Here is a 14,101-nt window from a genome sequence, read left to right as displayed (position 1 = left end):
ACCTAACCCTCTTTCTCAATGGTGGTGAGACAGTCACGTAGAATAGGTCCGTAGTTGTATTTACCCGGACAAACATACGTACACAACGCCAAATCTTCTTCGTCAAGTTCTAAGCAACCTAGAGTTTGAGCACTATCGGTATCACCAGAAATAATGTCACGAAGCAACAGAGTTGGTAAAATATCTAACGGCATAATGCGCTCATAGTTACCGATTGGCACCATTGAACGATCTGAACCGTTAGTCGACGTTGTCATGTTAAACAATTTTTTAGGTGACAAATGTCCAAGATAAGCACGAGTAACAGAATGCATATCACTACCTGGCGCTAACCACCCTAAGAATTTTTTCTCATGGCCTTCAGGCAACAAAGAAATCTGGGTGTGATAACGTCCCAAGAAACCGTGAACACCGTGGGCGTTTGTGCCCATTAAGACTGAACCGGAGATAACACGAACATCATCACCTTCAGTTTCGCCAGCAGCTAATTGCTCAGTATCAGCACCAAGAATGGTACTTAGCAAACGCGGGTTTTTAGCAGCTGGACCGCCAAGTGCAATAACACGTTGGTTGTTTAACACTCCAGATGTAAACAACGCACCAAACGCCATAACATCCTGATAGTTAATTGACCAAACTGTTTTGCTCGCACCAACAGCGTCTAAAAAGTGAATATGTGTGCCAGCTAAGCCCGCAGGGTGTGGTCCAGCAAACTCTTCTACTTCAACCTTAGTTGAACCAGTAGGAATGTCAGCACCAGGAGCCTTACAAACGTATACCGAACCTGTGGTAAGTTGTTTCAAAACAGCTAAACCGTTTTCAAAATCGGTTTTACGCTGTGCAATCACAACTTCAGGATCAGCCGCCAACGGATTGGTATCCATAGCAGTGACAAAAATTGACTTTGGTTCACTTCCCAGTGCAGGTACTTTGCTGTAAGGACGCGTTTTTAAGGCTACCCACAAACCTGACTTAACCAAATTCTCTTCAACTTTTTCGCGAGCAATTGAACTCAATTGGCTAGCTTCATATTTGTCGAAGGTTTCATGCTCATCACCAGCTAGTTCAATTACCACAGATTGCAAAACACGTTTTGCTCCGCGATTAACTTCAACTACCTTGCCCGCTGCTGGCGCAGTAAAGAGAACACCAGGATTCTTTTTGTCTTCAAAAAGAGCCTGACCTTTCTTAACTACATCGTCTACCTGAACAAACATGGTAGGACGCATGCCAACATATTCTTCCCCCAATACAGCCACGCGTGTGATGCTTGGGCCGTTTTGAATTGTTTGGTTAGGAGCCCCCTTAATAGGAAGGTCTAACCCTTGCTTGATTTTTATCATATGCAACCGCAGTCTTGTAAAAATAAAATTAAAGTGAAAGAAATATCAATTTTGAATTCTGCTTAAAAGTGCGAAAATGATGACATCCGCAGTTTCGCTTGAAAACTCAAAGGTGATCTTACTTATCTACTATTTTTGTCTTTTGTTGAGTGTGAATCCTTAACCAGGTGAACACAGAAATAACTTCCGTATTGGTCCACACCTCGCAAGAGAATGATTGAGCAAATGAGCTACTTATGGACTAAATAAGGGAACTCATGTCAGTAAACTCTGGAATTTTAGCATTAATCCACCGGTTTACGCTACGCTATTTACGGCTAAATAGGGATTTTCCGTATAATAATTAAGGTTTTTCTAAATATAGCGCAATTTATGAGCAGCGCTGGTTTTTTTAAGTCCCCTTAAAAATATTAAAAACCCTAACACGCGAACGTTAATTAGGGTTTAATACGCTATTTAATATAAATCTAACGATCTTCTACCACTCAATTAATGGGTTGATATCCTGTTCGTAATCGACACCTTCAATGTCAAAACCAAATAACTTCAAAAACTCATGGTGATAACCAGCATAATCACTCAGTTCATGGAAATTATCTTGAGTAACTTGATCCCACAAACCTTTAATAACGGCTTGAGTTGCTTCATTCGTTTCTTTTCCATCCATACGAAGTCTATTGTCTTCGTCAGTTTCAGGAGCATCAGCTAATAATTTTTGCTGGAATAAGCCGGTGATCTGTTCGATACAACCTTCGTGGGTCCCTTCTTGTTTCATTACTTTGTAAATTAATGATATGTACAAAGGCATCACAGGAATGGCCGAACTAGCTTGGGTTACCAACGCTTTTAGCGATGAGACATAAGCAGAAACATTTTTGTCACTGTGCTGTTTAATAATTTCACTGGCTGCACGATCAAGGTCTTCTTTAGCTTTGCCAATAGTCGCCTGACCGTAGATAGGCCAAGTTAACTCTTTACCAATATAGGTATAGGCTGTTGTTTTGCAATTTTCTGCCAACAAATCAGCTTCAGCTAAAGCATTCAACCAAAGCTCCCAATCTTCACCACCCATAACTTTAATTGTATTGGCAATTTCGTCTTCGTTTGCAGCTTCTAATTCAATTTCGTGGATTAGATCTTTATCAGTATCATAGGTTTTGGTTTTATAGTTTTGTCCAACAGGCTTAAGAGTAGACTTATACACTTCTCCAGTTTCTGGATCGGTTCTACGAGGAGAAGCCAAACTATAAATGACCAAATCAATCTTACCTATGTCGGCTTTCAGAGTTTCAATCACTTGTTGTTTGATTTCATTGGAAAATGCATCACCGTTTATGGTTTTCGCATAAATACCAGCGCTCTTTGCTTGCTGATGAAATGCAGCCGTATTATACCAACCCGCAGTACCAGTTTTCCGCTCTGTAGGTGGTTTTTCAAAACAAACACCAAGGGTTTTGGCTCCATAACCGAAAGTCGATACGATGCGAGATGCAAGACCGTAACCAGTTGAGCACCCCAACACTAGAACGTTTTTGGGTCCCTCTCCTAAATCTCCCTGACTTTTAACATATTCGATTTGTTCTTCAACACTCGCAGCGCAACCAACAGGGTGGGCGTTAGTGCAGATAAAGCCACGTACCTTGGGCTTAATTACCATAGTCTATTTTCCTCAATATTTTTTCCGAACATTTTAAACAGCCGTTTAACTATCAAAACCCAATCACAAACAAGATTATTAAAAGCGTAAGTATAGCTTTCACTGAATAAACTTCTATTGTAATAGGCATTGCCATAACAACAAATCTGAACAGCTAATTTATTTTCTCGCTTGTCGATTATTATAAAATTCCATTTCAGAAATTTGATGGTATTTAGATACCCCTTCTTGGAATTTTTGGTAAGACGCGTAAATTTTAGCAAACGTAGGGTCGGCAGCTGATTGCTCTTGCATCACCTCAATGCTAGCGGCACGAAGAGCTACAATGACATCTTTAGGAAGAGGGCGCATATCAACGCCATGGGTTTCAACCAGTGCTTGTACAGCATCATTATTCGCTGCTGTATACTCGTCCCACATATCTTGATTCACGGCTCTAGTGGCTACCTCAATTATTGCCTGTAAATCTTCTGGCAAAGATTCATATGCGCTTTTGTTAACAATAAACTCTAAACTAGCCCCCGGCTCATGCCAACCTGAGTGATAATAATACTTTGCCGCCTTGTAAAGTCCGAATGATAAATCGTTGTATGGGCCAACCCATTCTGTCGCATCTATGGCACCAGATTGCAAAGACGTAAATAACTCACCACCGGTCAGGGCCACAGGAATACCACCCAATTTTTTAAGAACCTCAGCCCCTAAACCTGGGATACGCATTTTTAAACCTTGCAAATCTTCCACGCTGTTAATTTCTTTTTTAAACCAACCTGCGGTTTGAACACCAGTATTGCCACCAGCAAAAGGAATTAAATTAAATGGTGCATAGAGTTCACGCCACATTTCTAAGCCACCACCATAGTGCAACCAAGCATTAAATTCAGTGGCATTCATGCCAAAGGGGATAGCTGTAAAAATTTGTGCAGCTGGCGCTTTACCTTTCCAATAATAAGAACCTGAATGTCCCATTTCAGCGGCCCCACTGGAAACAGTGTCAAACACTTCAAACCCCGGGACCATTTGGCCCGCACCAAACACTTTAATTTTTAAGCGGCCGTTAGACATGCGCTCAACGTTTTTAGCAAATGTTTCCGGGGCTCTACCTAACCCGGGAAAGTTTTTCGGCCACGAAGTTACTAACTTCCATTCGTAGGTCTGCTCTGAGGCACTGGCACCAGCATCCGAAGACGACTTGCCACCGCAGGCGGTAACAGCAATGATGCTAAAAAGTAATGAGACAAGTTTTAAGGTTTTCATTTCAATAAATCCATAAGGGTCACAACATAGAAGGCAGCCACGTTACCAGATCCGGCCAAATAGCCAAGCCTATTAATAATAGCAATTGAATAATAATAAAGGGTATCACGCCTTTATATATTTGAGTGGTCTGAACATTCGCAGGCGCGACTCCGCGCAAATAGAACAATGCAAAACCAAAAGGTGGCGTCAAAAACGAAGTTTGCAAATTCACCGCAATCATTATACCTAACCAAATAGGATCGACGCCCATAGCTAACAAAACTGGCGCAATGATAGGCACCACAACAAAAGTAATTTCGATAAAATCGAGAATAAAACCGAGTAAAAAGATCACCACCATTACTAGCAACACGGCACTGAATGTGCCTCCGGGTAGCTGTTCAAAAAAGTGCTCAATTAACTCTTCACCACCAAAGCCTCTAAACACTAAGGAAAATATTGAAGCACCAATGAGAATCAGAAACACCATAGAAGTTACTCGAGTGGTGCTTAACATGACTTCTTTTAACTTGTTCCAATCAACTTGTTTTTGCACTAAGCCCAAAATAAGAGCACCTGCAGCTCCCACTCCAGCGGCCTCAGTGGGCGTAGCAAATCCCCCTAAGATAGACCCCAAGACCACAAATATGAGGATAAGTGGCGGTAACAAGGCCCCAGCTAAATTAATGGATACTTTTGATTCACGCTGTTCCTCGCCTATGGTTTTATCAATATGGCGGTGAGCAAACAACACCACATAGAGTAAATACATCCCTACCAAAATCATACCTGGCACTAAGGCACCAATAAATAGATCCCCGACAGAAACCGACTCAGGGGAGAATATCCCCATATTGAGTTGAGCCTGCTGGAATGCGCTTGATAGCACATCACCTAACAAAACCAGTGCAATAGAAGGAGGGATAATCTGCCCTAAGGTACCGGTTGCACAGATCGCCCCAGTAGCAAATGAGGGGGAATACCCTTGTTTTAACATGGTAGGTAATGACAACAAGCCCATGGTAACGACGGTAGCGCCGACGATACCAGTGCTGGCTGCTAACAACATACCAACCAAAACCACAGAAATTGCTAAGCCTGAGTTCAACCTACCAAAGACTTGTCCCATGGCGATTAATAGTCTTTCAGCAACTTTGGATTTTTCTAACATGACGCCCATAAACACGAATAAAGGCACGGCAATCAAAGTTTGGTTGGTAACTATGCCGTAGAGTCGGCTAGGCACAGCATGCAGGTAAGCGGTATCAAAAACGCCAAATAAAGCGCCACCGCCGGCAAATATTAAAGCGGTACCCGCTAAGGTGTACGCAACGGGATAACCCAGTAATAAGGTTAAACAAACAACTAAAAACATTATCAGTGAGAGGTATTCCATTATTTATCCTCTGTAATTGCGTTTTTAGGATGATTCAACCAGACATTAATATTACGAATTAACTCGGAAATCCCTTGCAAAACCATAAGACCGGCGAACAACAGTATGAAGGTTTTAAGTAAAAAGACAGCAGGTAAACCACCAGCTGCCTGTGAGTCTTCCATTATGGCCCAAGAGGATGTCACGTAGTCCCAGCAAATTATTAATATAAACAGATTCACCGGCAGCATAAAAAATAGAGTACCGAAAGTATCGACTTTAGCTTTTTTAACCTTATCAAACCCACTGTAAAAGATGTCGACTCGAACATGTTCGTTAACCCGTAACGTGTGAGCACTGCCCAATAAAAAGACACAGGCGTGCAAATACATAACAGATTCCTGCATCGCAACCCAACCAATATCAAAACCATAACGTAGCACCACAATTAACAATGTGATTAACGCCATAAATAACGTAAACCAGCTTACTAATTTGCAAATATTATCGTTAAAAACGTCAATGGTCCGCGATAGGGATGCGGCGTTAAACATTTCCATACACCTGTCTAATTATTCTATTTGTACGATATTAAACGTTTTTTTCGCAAATAACGCTAGGGCGCAAGCATAAAGATTGCTATATTTTGGCTATATATTAGATTCGGTTTTTCACTTTATTTAGGTAAGGGATAATTTTATTTCCTGCGCATCAAGTGAAACGAAATGGGAATTTGGTGTAAATCCAAAACTGTACCCGCAACTGTAATTGATAGGCAATATTGTCAGTCATGAGTCAGATACCAGCCAGATCTTCAGCTATAACTTTTTTCTAGCGTGCGGGAATTCACGATCGTCTTGGGTAATCATTTCATTGCGAATCCCCCTATTGTCAACAACGTTCATGTCGAATAAATCGGTACGAAGGCGGGCACTCGACTAACAAAAATCTATCGCCGGACTAGAACGACTCAGAAGAATGGAAAAAACTGTCACAACAATGCTCAAACTTAACCATCTTAATTACTATATTGACGAAAAACAGATACTTTCTGATATACAGTTTCAGACAGAAAAAGGGACAATCATTGGGGTTGTGGGACCTAACGGTGCGGGTAAAACCACCTTGTTGAAGTTAATCTCGGGACAGTACCGGTCTGAACAACAGGTATTCTGGCAGACAACCCCAATTGAAAGTTTCACTGCAAGTATCCGAGCGAAACAAATCGCGGTAGTGAACCAGTTCAATAATAGTGTCTTCAATCTCAATTTAGAACAAATAGTTAGTATGGGCTTACTTCCCCATCAGTCTATGTTTTCTAGCGTATCAACTGAGCACAAATCCAGAGTTGCACAAGCAATCGCGGAAGTGGGTTTGACTGAAAAAAGCCACCAACTGTTTAGCTCTTTATCAGGAGGCGAGCAACAACGAGGGCAAATTGCTAGAGCATTGGTGCAAGGAGCAGGGTTATTTGTTTTAGATGAACCCATAAACCATTTAGATGTGTATTATGAGCATCAAATATTATCTTTATTGCGCAAAATAGCGAAGCACAACAAAGTTACTATAGTGATGAGCTTACATGACTTAAATCATGCAGCCGACTATTGCGATAAAATATGCCTGCTTGCCCAAGGGCAGTTGTTAGCCTTCGGCCCACCCAAACAAGTATTGACAGAACAACGCTTGCAACAGGTTTTCAAAACTCCATGCCAAGTAATTGAAAAGCCCAACAATAACAAAATAAGAATCGAATTTTATCCCCCCAACATCGATATTGAAGAGCCCGCAGGTGATATGGGTTTAGCTGATGTCTAAGGGCAAGTGGGGATTTCTAGCCAGTTTTAGCATACTTAGTATCCTAGGAGGTCTATTCTTTGGTGCCGCTGACCTAGATTTACTCAGTGTATTACGCTGTATGGCAAATAGTTGTGAAGCCAATGTTGAAGAGGTTATTTTCTGGCAAGTTCGCTTACCTAGGGTGCTTGTGGGCTTTTTAGTGGGTGCGGGGTTAGCCGTTGCCGGGGCGACTTTGCAAAATGTATATCGTAACCCTTTAGCAGATCCCTATCTATTTGGAGTGGTTTCTGGAGCAGGTCTAGGAGCAAGTATTTCAACCCTATTGTTTAATGGTAGTTTGGCCTCACACTCTTCGATTTTTGCGTACCTAGCTCAAATCCCCTTTACTTATGCGTTACCGCTAGCTGCGTTCCTTGGTGCATTTCTGGCAGTCACTATTGTACAGATTTTGTCTCGAAAACTGTTTGGAAATCGTACCGAACATTTACTTTTGGCAGGCGTGGCGGTGTCATTTATGCTCAGTGCCCTAAGCCACTTTTTATTATTTATGGCGGAACCCTTTGCCGCTAATAAAGTGATATTTTGGTTACTAGGAAGCTTAGCCAATGCGCAAATGTGGTTCGTCTGGATTATGCTTCCAATCGTTACCATTAGTGTTGTTTTACTTTGGCTTTTTGGTCGTCATATGGACGCAATGTTATTAGGTGATGAAAACGCTCAAACCTTAGGGATCAAAGTTGATTCACTGCGTTTACTGGTATTAGTCATTTGCGCCGCACTAACATCCTGCATAGTCGCATATTGTGGTGGTATCGGCTTTGTTGGGTTAATGATACCGCATATTGTTAGAGGCTGGTTTGGAGTAACGAGCAGAAATTTAATTGTCGGCAGTGTGTTAGTTGGCGGTAGTTTTTTAATATGGATCGATGTCATCGCCAGGGTGGTTGTAGAAAATCAAGAAATCCCCATTGGGATTATCACATCAGCCATTGGCAGCTTATTTTTCTTATTTGCCCTGCAAAAAAACCGAGGACGCTAATCTTGTCTGTACCAAAGATCAAAAAGGTGCTGAATTGTTGTCTATTAGGGTTAGCCAGCCTATTGCTGTCAACCGCTAACGCCAAAACGGTACAGAATTTTGAGCAGGTAAAACAAAACGAACGACAAAAGTTTAAAATCATCGCCTTAGCTCCTCATATTGTAGAACTGCTGTTTGACATCGGTGCCGGAGAGCAAATTATTGCCACGGGTTCATATGCCGATTACCCAGAACAAGCCAAAACCTTACCGCGGGTTGGTGATCATAGTCGTTTGCAAATTGAAAAGATTTTGCAGTTAAAACCCGATCTGGTAATTGCATGGAAAAGTGGAAACCCACTTGAGGATTTGGATCGATTACAACAGTTTGGTATTCCAGTGGTTTATTCTGACCCAAAAACCTTAGAAGATGTCGGAAAAGAGTTGCTGATGCTTGGTGATCTAACCGGTAGACAAACTCTAGCAAAGCATCGTGCAGACACTTATTTAACACAATTGGCAAAACTAAGGCACGATTTTGCCAATCAAACACCGGTAACCGTATTTTTCGAAATTTGGCCTGCTCCCCTGCAAACCATTGCGGGTAATGCTTGGCCCCAACAACATTTAAACACCTGCGGTGCCATCAACATTTTTGCTGAACTTAATAATGACTATCCTTCAGTATCCCTTGAGCAAGTCATTAGCAAAATGCCGCAAGCCATTATTCAACCTAAATCAAATACGCAGTCAGTCAATAAATTATATAATTGGCAAAAGTTTAGTTTTTTGCCTGCCGTCCAGCACAGTTTCATCTTTCGTCCTGATGCCGATAAGCTCTTTCGAATGACGACCCGAGTATTAAGTGAAGTTGATGTTTTGTGTGAGCAAATTCAGCAAGCTAGGCGAGTTTATCAACGGAAGTGATCCCCTGACATCCCCATATACGAAATTAAGGCGTGCCCAGAAAGGGAGTAGGCACACCTAGATACAAACTATTTTACGATGCGGCTTGTTTCATTCCACCTAAACAATTAGGTGAGTCTGGTGAGTTACCGTATAAATTTTGCCATTCTTCTCCGGTGTAAGTATGTAACGCCAACGCATGAATTTGTTCAGCAAGTTCCTCTTTGAGTACGGCGTTTACCGCTCGATGGCGATTAATTAAACGCTTACCTGCAAACTCAGGCGTAACAAGAACTACTTTAAAGTGCGTCTCGGACCCTTTAGGTACGTTGTGCATAAAGCTTTCGTTAATAACCTCCAAATGCGCCGGATTGAAATGCGATAGCAACTTCTTTTCAATATTATTTTGGATATTCATTGTGTGGTTCCTTTGTGTGTCCAACTATAAATTTAGCCTGTTCACAGAAAATTAAAAAACTATTTTTCATATTTTTGACTAAGTGTTTGAGTCAATTAGATATAATTTCCAATCCATGAATAAGGTGTTTTTATAACGTCTATACTTATTTGATTATGTTGCGAAAAGTAAGGTTTATTCGGCCGCCTAAAGACTGACTACGTTTAGGCAAACTGTGTTGCCAAAATTGTTGGGTATTTCCCGCCATCATTAACAGGCTGCCATGCTGCAGTGCTAACCTCACCTTTTGACCAGTTTGCATATGTTTAAAATCAAAATCGCGAGTTTGCCCTAAGGTCACAGAGGCTATTATGGGCTGGTAACCCAACTCTGTTTCATTATCAGCATGCCACCCCATGCTATCTTGACCATTTCGATACCAATTCGCTAAAACCGAATTAAACTCAGCTTTACAAATTTGTTCTAACAAATCTTTTAGTTGGCGTAATTCATTGATCCAGGGATTAGGTACCATGGTCAACCCAGAATATTGATAACTTGCTTGTTGGTCACCGTACCACGCTTGTAAACGAGGAATCGCAACCTTACGACCATAGACCTGAATTGAATCTTGCTGCCAAGCTAATTTAGCCTGTAAATTCTGATATAATTCACTGGCGGTATCTGAATCTAAAAAGTCGGCTTGATAATGCACTACAGCATCTTGCATCGGCATTTGACTCAGACCGACTTGGTGGGATGAAAATAAATCCTGTTGCATAAAACTTACGTGAATCCTGCTGAAATGAATACTAGCTTTAACTTTTTAGAAAAGTCCCTGGAATTATACCGCTACCCAAAGCGAATTACTCACCCTAGCTGGCAAGCATGGGATGCAGCAGATGAATTGCTTCTCGATCACATTCAACAAAGCCAAGAAAACATCAAGCAAACTCGTATTGTTATCCTAAATGACGATTTTGGTGCCTTGAGTTGTTGGTTAAACGAAGCAAAGGTCCACCATGTGAGTGATTCTCTAGTTTCTCAGTTGGCATGTAAACAAAATATAGAACTTAATAACTTGGACAAAGCTCGAATTACTTATATCGATAGCCTAGCACCAATACCTCAAGCTCCAGACTGGGTGGTGATTAAAATCCCAAAAACCTTAGCCTTGTTAGAACATCAGTTAATTCAATTGCAAACTGTGGTTTCACAGAACACAAAAATAGTAGCTGGCGCTAAAGCGAAAATGATACAAAAATCCACCTTAGCACTGTTTGAAAAGTATTTGGGCAAAACCTACACGTCCTTAGCTAAGAAAAAAGCGCGTTTAATCTTTTGTGAACCTGATCTGGCAATTCAACAAAAGCCCTCGCCCTACCCTAGTGTTTGGAAGATGCAACAAGAACCTTTTACCATTAGCAATCATGCCAATGTATTTGCGCGCCAGCAAATTGATATAGGCGCCCGTTTATTAATTGATAATTTACCCGATTGCACAGCTAAAACCGTGGTCGATTTAGGTTGTGGGAACGGTGTTTTAGGATTATGTATTCTTAAACGCTATGCGGATGCCCAAGTGATTTTTATGGATGAGTCTTATATGGCGGTGGCATCTGCGAAACTGAATGTGCAAAATAATTTACCCAAAGAAATGCATCGCGCACTTTTTATTGTCAGCAACTGCATGGAAGAATTGGAAAATAACCCACAAGTTGATAAGGTAATTTGCAACCCTCCTTTCCATCAACTAAATACGATTACAGATCATATTGCCAATCAAATGTTTGAGGATGCACGCTCAGCGCTGAAAAAGGGGGGAGAGTTGCGGATAATCGGCAACCGACATTTAGAATATCCACAAAAACTAAAACGCCTGTTTGGTGGCTATAACGTCATTTCGAGTGACAAAAAATTTAGTATTTTATCTTCGCTGAAGTAGAGAGTAATTATCATGAAAAAGGCTTTGTTTACCCTAACATTAATCTTCGTCACTTTTTTAGTCCAAGGCAAACCCAAAGACGATGGCTCACAAATTCAACCGGATAATTATTACCCAAGAGTAATGATGCATACCACCATGGGAGACTTTGTTGTCGAACTAGATAGGTCTAGAGCGCCCATTACGGTTAATAACTTTTTACGATACGTGGATAAACGTAGCTTTGAAGGTACAATTTTTCATAGAGTAATAGCCGACTTCGTAGTGCAAGGTGGTGGTTATGATAAAGACTACAAAGATTTATCTAAATTTCCTGATATCTATAACGAAGCCGGAAACGGTTTAAAGAATCGTACTTATACCATTGCGATGGCCCGTTCAAATGATCCCCATACCGCGAACCGTCAATTTTATTTCAACTTAAATGATAATGAGAGTTTAGATCCTGGTAGAAAATGGGGTTACGCTGTATTTGGCTATGTAACAGAGGGCACAGATATTTTAGACGCCATATCTCAGGTAGAAACTCAGTATGACGCCATTGTTGGTTGGGCTGATGTGCCTATCGAGCCGGTACTGTTAAACAAAGTGACGATTTTACCGCCCCTATAATACTTCCGGCTTGGTGTAGGTAAATAGTTTTGTATCTACACCTTGGTGTTGAATAACATTAGTAAATTCAAACCCCAATCGTTCAATTAGATTAATTGATTGAGTATTTTCTGGCGATATCATTGCATGCACGGTTTTTAAACCTAGGCGCTTACAGTCCGCAGCTAAGACTCCACCACAGGCCTCTAAGGTTAATCCTTTACGTCTAAATTCAGGCAAAATAGCATAGCCAATATCAGGGTATTCAAGAAAGGGCCTTTTTAACATTCCGCAGATACCCATGGGCCGATTTTTTCGGTTATCGCAAAATACGTACAGTCCATAACCATTTTCTCGATAAGAAACAAAAGGCCCAGTTTCGATAAATTCACGTGCATCTGATTGATTGTGAATATTACGGTCACCAATATGCCGAATCCAATCCGGATCATTGACTAAATCTAGAATAAAGTAAGCTTCTGCTAGGGTGACTTTACGGATATTTAAACGCTCAGTTTGAGCTACTAGGGTACCTTTACAATTCATGAACCTGTTGCATCATTTGGTTGTGAAAAAACACTACGGACTTTATTTTTGCCTGCCTTTTTAGCAAGATACAAGGCTTTATCCGCTTTTTCTAATAGAGCCATAACACTCTCTCCTTGCATTGAAGTAAGGCCAACACTAATAGATATATCGCAATCTAACTTTTGACTTTTGATTGTTCGAACTTCATTGCGCATTCTGTCTGCAATTTGAAGAGCATGATTTTGATTGGTTTCAATCAAAATCACTAAAAACTCATCGCCCCCCATTCTACCAACATAATCAACATCACGAACGTGTTTTTTAATGCTAGTTGAAATGTCGATTAGTATTTGGTCACCAAAAACATGTCCAAAACCATCATTAATTTGCTTGAAGTTATCCACGTCAATCATCAGTAAAGATAAGGAATGGTCAAAGCGCTCACTTCGTGCCATCTCTCTTTTTAAGGCGCTATCAATAGCTCGGCGATTCAGTAATTTGGTTAAATGATCTTGTTGCGAAAGGGTTTGTAATTGCTTATTGGTATTGGTTAAGGAGTAAATAGTTTCAAAGTTCTTCAATCTGGTTTTTTCAACCAAATGGGCAACCGCAAAACACGCTAAAACGCTACTAAAAGCGATGCTAATATGAGGCCATATATCAATGGAACCTGTGACCCAAATAAGCCCAACAAGCAGTCCAGCGAAAGCCACCATAAGAATACTCAAAAGATAACTTAGGTAACCCTGCAGGGAACAACACAGTAGCACCATAATAATCGTAAAAGGCGCAATCCCCAATCCATCATTCACACTCAACAGAGACCAAAAAACACCTACTGTGGCAAAAAATATTGAAAAAATTATTTCAATGGCATTGCCAAAAGAGAGTAATTTTGGAAAACGTTGTAATTTGTTCAATAGAAAAGCATTGGTCAAAGCAAATAGAAATGACACTAAGTACAACAAAGTATGTGGAATATTGGCAGCAAAAAACACGCACTCACCCAGACGAAAATGACTTAGTAATTGGATACCAAAAACTACTGATGCCAAATAAGAAAAGTAAATGGCGTACTGAATGTTATTGGAATTACTATGTACCAAATATTCGGCTAGAAAAGCAGGCTTTGGTTTGGGAAAAAGTTGTGACATCAATCCACTCGTCAAATCGAAACCATAAAACACTCACATTCATTGCAATATAAACTGCGTAATAGGTGTTAGTGCGTCGATTAAAAATCCTTCAAATCTAGTTTAACAAAAATGTGAAGGCATACCATGTATTTTGTTGATTTTGACGA

At 40.7% G+C, this 14,101-nt stretch carries 14 protein-coding genes and 1 riboswitch; of the genes, 5 read left to right on the top strand and 9 right to left on the bottom strand.

Annotated features, from left to right (window positions below; translation table 11 throughout):
- Window positions 1-2 precede the first annotated feature (2 nt).
- The 5 genes from AB6T38_RS11425 to AB6T38_RS11405 form a co-directional block, all read right to left on the bottom strand.
- On the bottom strand, window positions 3-1,343 hold the full coding sequence (locus AB6T38_RS11425) for a Na(+)-translocating NADH-quinone reductase subunit A (protein WP_372547438.1): 1,341 nt from the start codon (window positions 1,341-1,343) through the stop codon (window positions 3-5).
- Window positions 1,344-1,821: 478 nt separating this feature from the next.
- Entirely contained in the window at window positions 1,822-3,000 is a 1,179-nt protein-coding gene (fabV, locus tag AB6T38_RS11420; protein WP_372547436.1) for an enoyl-ACP reductase FabV, read from the bottom strand.
- 159 nt (window positions 3,001-3,159) lie between these two features.
- Entirely contained in the window at window positions 3,160-4,257 is a 1,098-nt protein-coding gene (locus AB6T38_RS11415; RefSeq protein WP_372547434.1) for a TRAP transporter substrate-binding protein, read from the bottom strand.
- Between the two features lie 19 nt (window positions 4,258-4,276).
- Window positions 4,277-5,635 (bottom strand): TRAP transporter large permease subunit, encoded by a 1,359-nt coding sequence (locus tag AB6T38_RS11410; protein ID WP_372547433.1) that lies wholly within the window; start codon window positions 5,633-5,635, stop codon window positions 4,277-4,279.
- Window positions 5,635-6,168: a TRAP transporter small permease subunit gene (locus AB6T38_RS11405; RefSeq protein WP_372547432.1), complete on the bottom strand. Its 534-nt coding sequence runs from the start codon at window positions 6,166-6,168 to the stop codon at window positions 5,635-5,637. Before AB6T38_RS11405 ends, AB6T38_RS11410 begins: the two co-directional genes overlap by 1 nt.
- A gap of 142 nt (window positions 6,169-6,310) precedes the next feature.
- A riboswitch (cobalamin riboswitch) is annotated at window positions 6,311-6,440 on the top strand.
- 152 nt (window positions 6,441-6,592) lie between these two features.
- Between AB6T38_RS11405 and AB6T38_RS11400 the strand changes: the two genes are divergently transcribed.
- Genes AB6T38_RS11400 through AB6T38_RS11390 form a run of 3 tightly spaced genes read left to right on the top strand, consistent with a single transcriptional unit; the run spans window position 6,593 to window position 9,358 of the window.
- A complete protein-coding gene (locus tag AB6T38_RS11400) occupies window positions 6,593-7,432 on the top strand; it encodes an ABC transporter ATP-binding protein (RefSeq protein ID WP_372547431.1) in 840 nt (279 codons plus the stop codon).
- Window positions 7,425-8,453: a FecCD family ABC transporter permease gene (locus tag AB6T38_RS11395; RefSeq protein ID WP_372547429.1), complete on the top strand. Its 1,029-nt coding sequence runs from the start codon at window positions 7,425-7,427 to the stop codon at window positions 8,451-8,453. Before AB6T38_RS11400 ends, AB6T38_RS11395 begins: the two co-directional genes overlap by 8 nt.
- A 2-nt stretch (window positions 8,454-8,455) precedes the next feature.
- Window positions 8,456-9,358 carry a cobalamin-binding protein gene (locus AB6T38_RS11390; RefSeq protein ID WP_372547428.1) on the top strand — a complete coding sequence of 301 codons (903 nt, stop codon included), beginning with the start codon at window positions 8,456-8,458 and terminating at the stop codon, window positions 9,356-9,358.
- A 73-nt stretch (window positions 9,359-9,431) separates the two neighbouring features.
- Here the strand turns inward: AB6T38_RS11390 and AB6T38_RS11385 are convergent, their stop codons facing one another.
- Both AB6T38_RS11385 and AB6T38_RS11380 read right to left on the bottom strand, forming a co-directional pair.
- A complete protein-coding gene (locus tag AB6T38_RS11385; RefSeq protein WP_348491369.1) occupies window positions 9,432-9,755 on the bottom strand; it encodes a BolA/IbaG family iron-sulfur metabolism protein in 324 nt (107 codons plus the stop codon).
- Between the two features lie 145 nt (window positions 9,756-9,900).
- On the bottom strand, window positions 9,901-10,515 hold the full coding sequence (locus AB6T38_RS11380) for an alpha-ketoglutarate-dependent dioxygenase AlkB (protein ID WP_372547426.1): 615 nt from the start codon (window positions 10,513-10,515) through the stop codon (window positions 9,901-9,903).
- A gap of 24 nt (window positions 10,516-10,539) precedes the next feature.
- Between AB6T38_RS11380 and AB6T38_RS11375 the strand changes: the two genes are divergently transcribed.
- Together AB6T38_RS11375 and AB6T38_RS11370 are read left to right on the top strand one after the other, a co-directional pair.
- The gene (locus tag AB6T38_RS11375; protein ID WP_372547425.1) at window positions 10,540-11,679 is read left to right on the top strand and encodes a methyltransferase; all 1,140 of its coding nucleotides are present in this window, start codon (window positions 10,540-10,542) and stop codon (window positions 11,677-11,679) included.
- 12 nt (window positions 11,680-11,691) lie between these two features.
- Complete coding sequence (locus AB6T38_RS11370; RefSeq protein WP_348491367.1) at window positions 11,692-12,291, top strand: peptidylprolyl isomerase; 600 nt, start codon at window positions 11,692-11,694, stop codon at window positions 12,289-12,291.
- On the opposite strand, the gene AB6T38_RS11365 is transcribed toward AB6T38_RS11370, so the two are convergent.
- Window positions 12,286-12,816 carry a GNAT family N-acetyltransferase gene (locus AB6T38_RS11365; RefSeq protein WP_372547423.1) on the bottom strand — a complete coding sequence of 177 codons (531 nt, stop codon included), beginning with the start codon at window positions 12,814-12,816 and terminating at the stop codon, window positions 12,286-12,288. The genes AB6T38_RS11370 and AB6T38_RS11365 overlap by 6 nt on opposite strands.
- A complete protein-coding gene (locus AB6T38_RS11360) occupies window positions 12,813-13,952 on the bottom strand; it encodes a GGDEF domain-containing protein (protein ID WP_372547421.1) in 1,140 nt (379 codons plus the stop codon). Before AB6T38_RS11360 ends, AB6T38_RS11365 begins: the two co-directional genes overlap by 4 nt.
- Window positions 13,953-14,101 lie beyond the last annotated feature (149 nt).

Origin of the sequence: Aliiglaciecola sp. SL4, from assembly GCF_041538045.1 — a bacterium.
Classification (GTDB): domain Bacteria; phylum Pseudomonadota; class Gammaproteobacteria; order Enterobacterales; family Alteromonadaceae; genus Aliiglaciecola.
The sequence above is the reverse complement of the archived record's forward strand: the minus strand, read 5'-3'. Positions and strand labels throughout refer to the sequence as shown.

Bases quoted from the DNA above. Each gene is read 5' to 3' on its own strand.
- AB6T38_RS11425 (WP_372547438.1), bottom strand. From the start codon at position 1,343: ATGATAAAAATCAAGCAAGGGTTAGACCTTCCTATTAAGGGGGCTCCT.
- fabV (WP_372547436.1), bottom strand. From the start codon at position 3,000: ATGGTAATTAAGCCCAAGGTACGTGGCTTTATCTGCACTAACGCCCAC.
- AB6T38_RS11415 (WP_372547434.1), bottom strand. From the start codon at position 4,257: ATGAAAACCTTAAAACTTGTCTCATTACTTTTTAGCATCATTGCTGTT.
- AB6T38_RS11410 (WP_372547433.1), bottom strand. From the start codon at position 5,635: ATGGAATACCTCTCACTGATAATGTTTTTAGTTGTTTGTTTAACCTTA.
- AB6T38_RS11405 (WP_372547432.1), bottom strand. From the start codon at position 6,168: ATGTTTAACGCCGCATCCCTATCGCGGACCATTGACGTTTTTAACGAT.
- AB6T38_RS11400 (WP_372547431.1), top strand. From the start codon at position 6,593: ATGGAAAAAACTGTCACAACAATGCTCAAACTTAACCATCTTAATTAC.
- AB6T38_RS11395 (WP_372547429.1), top strand. From the start codon at position 7,425: ATGTCTAAGGGCAAGTGGGGATTTCTAGCCAGTTTTAGCATACTTAGT.
- AB6T38_RS11385 (WP_348491369.1), bottom strand. From the start codon at position 9,755: ATGAATATCCAAAATAATATTGAAAAGAAGTTGCTATCGCATTTCAAT.
- AB6T38_RS11380 (WP_372547426.1), bottom strand. From the start codon at position 10,515: ATGCAACAGGATTTATTTTCATCCCACCAAGTCGGTCTGAGTCAAATG.
- AB6T38_RS11375 (WP_372547425.1), top strand. From the start codon at position 10,540: ATGAATACTAGCTTTAACTTTTTAGAAAAGTCCCTGGAATTATACCGC.
- AB6T38_RS11370 (WP_348491367.1), top strand. From the start codon at position 11,692: ATGAAAAAGGCTTTGTTTACCCTAACATTAATCTTCGTCACTTTTTTA.
- AB6T38_RS11365 (WP_372547423.1), bottom strand. From the start codon at position 12,816: ATGAATTGTAAAGGTACCCTAGTAGCTCAAACTGAGCGTTTAAATATC.
- AB6T38_RS11360 (WP_372547421.1), bottom strand. From the start codon at position 13,952: ATGTCACAACTTTTTCCCAAACCAAAGCCTGCTTTTCTAGCCGAATAT.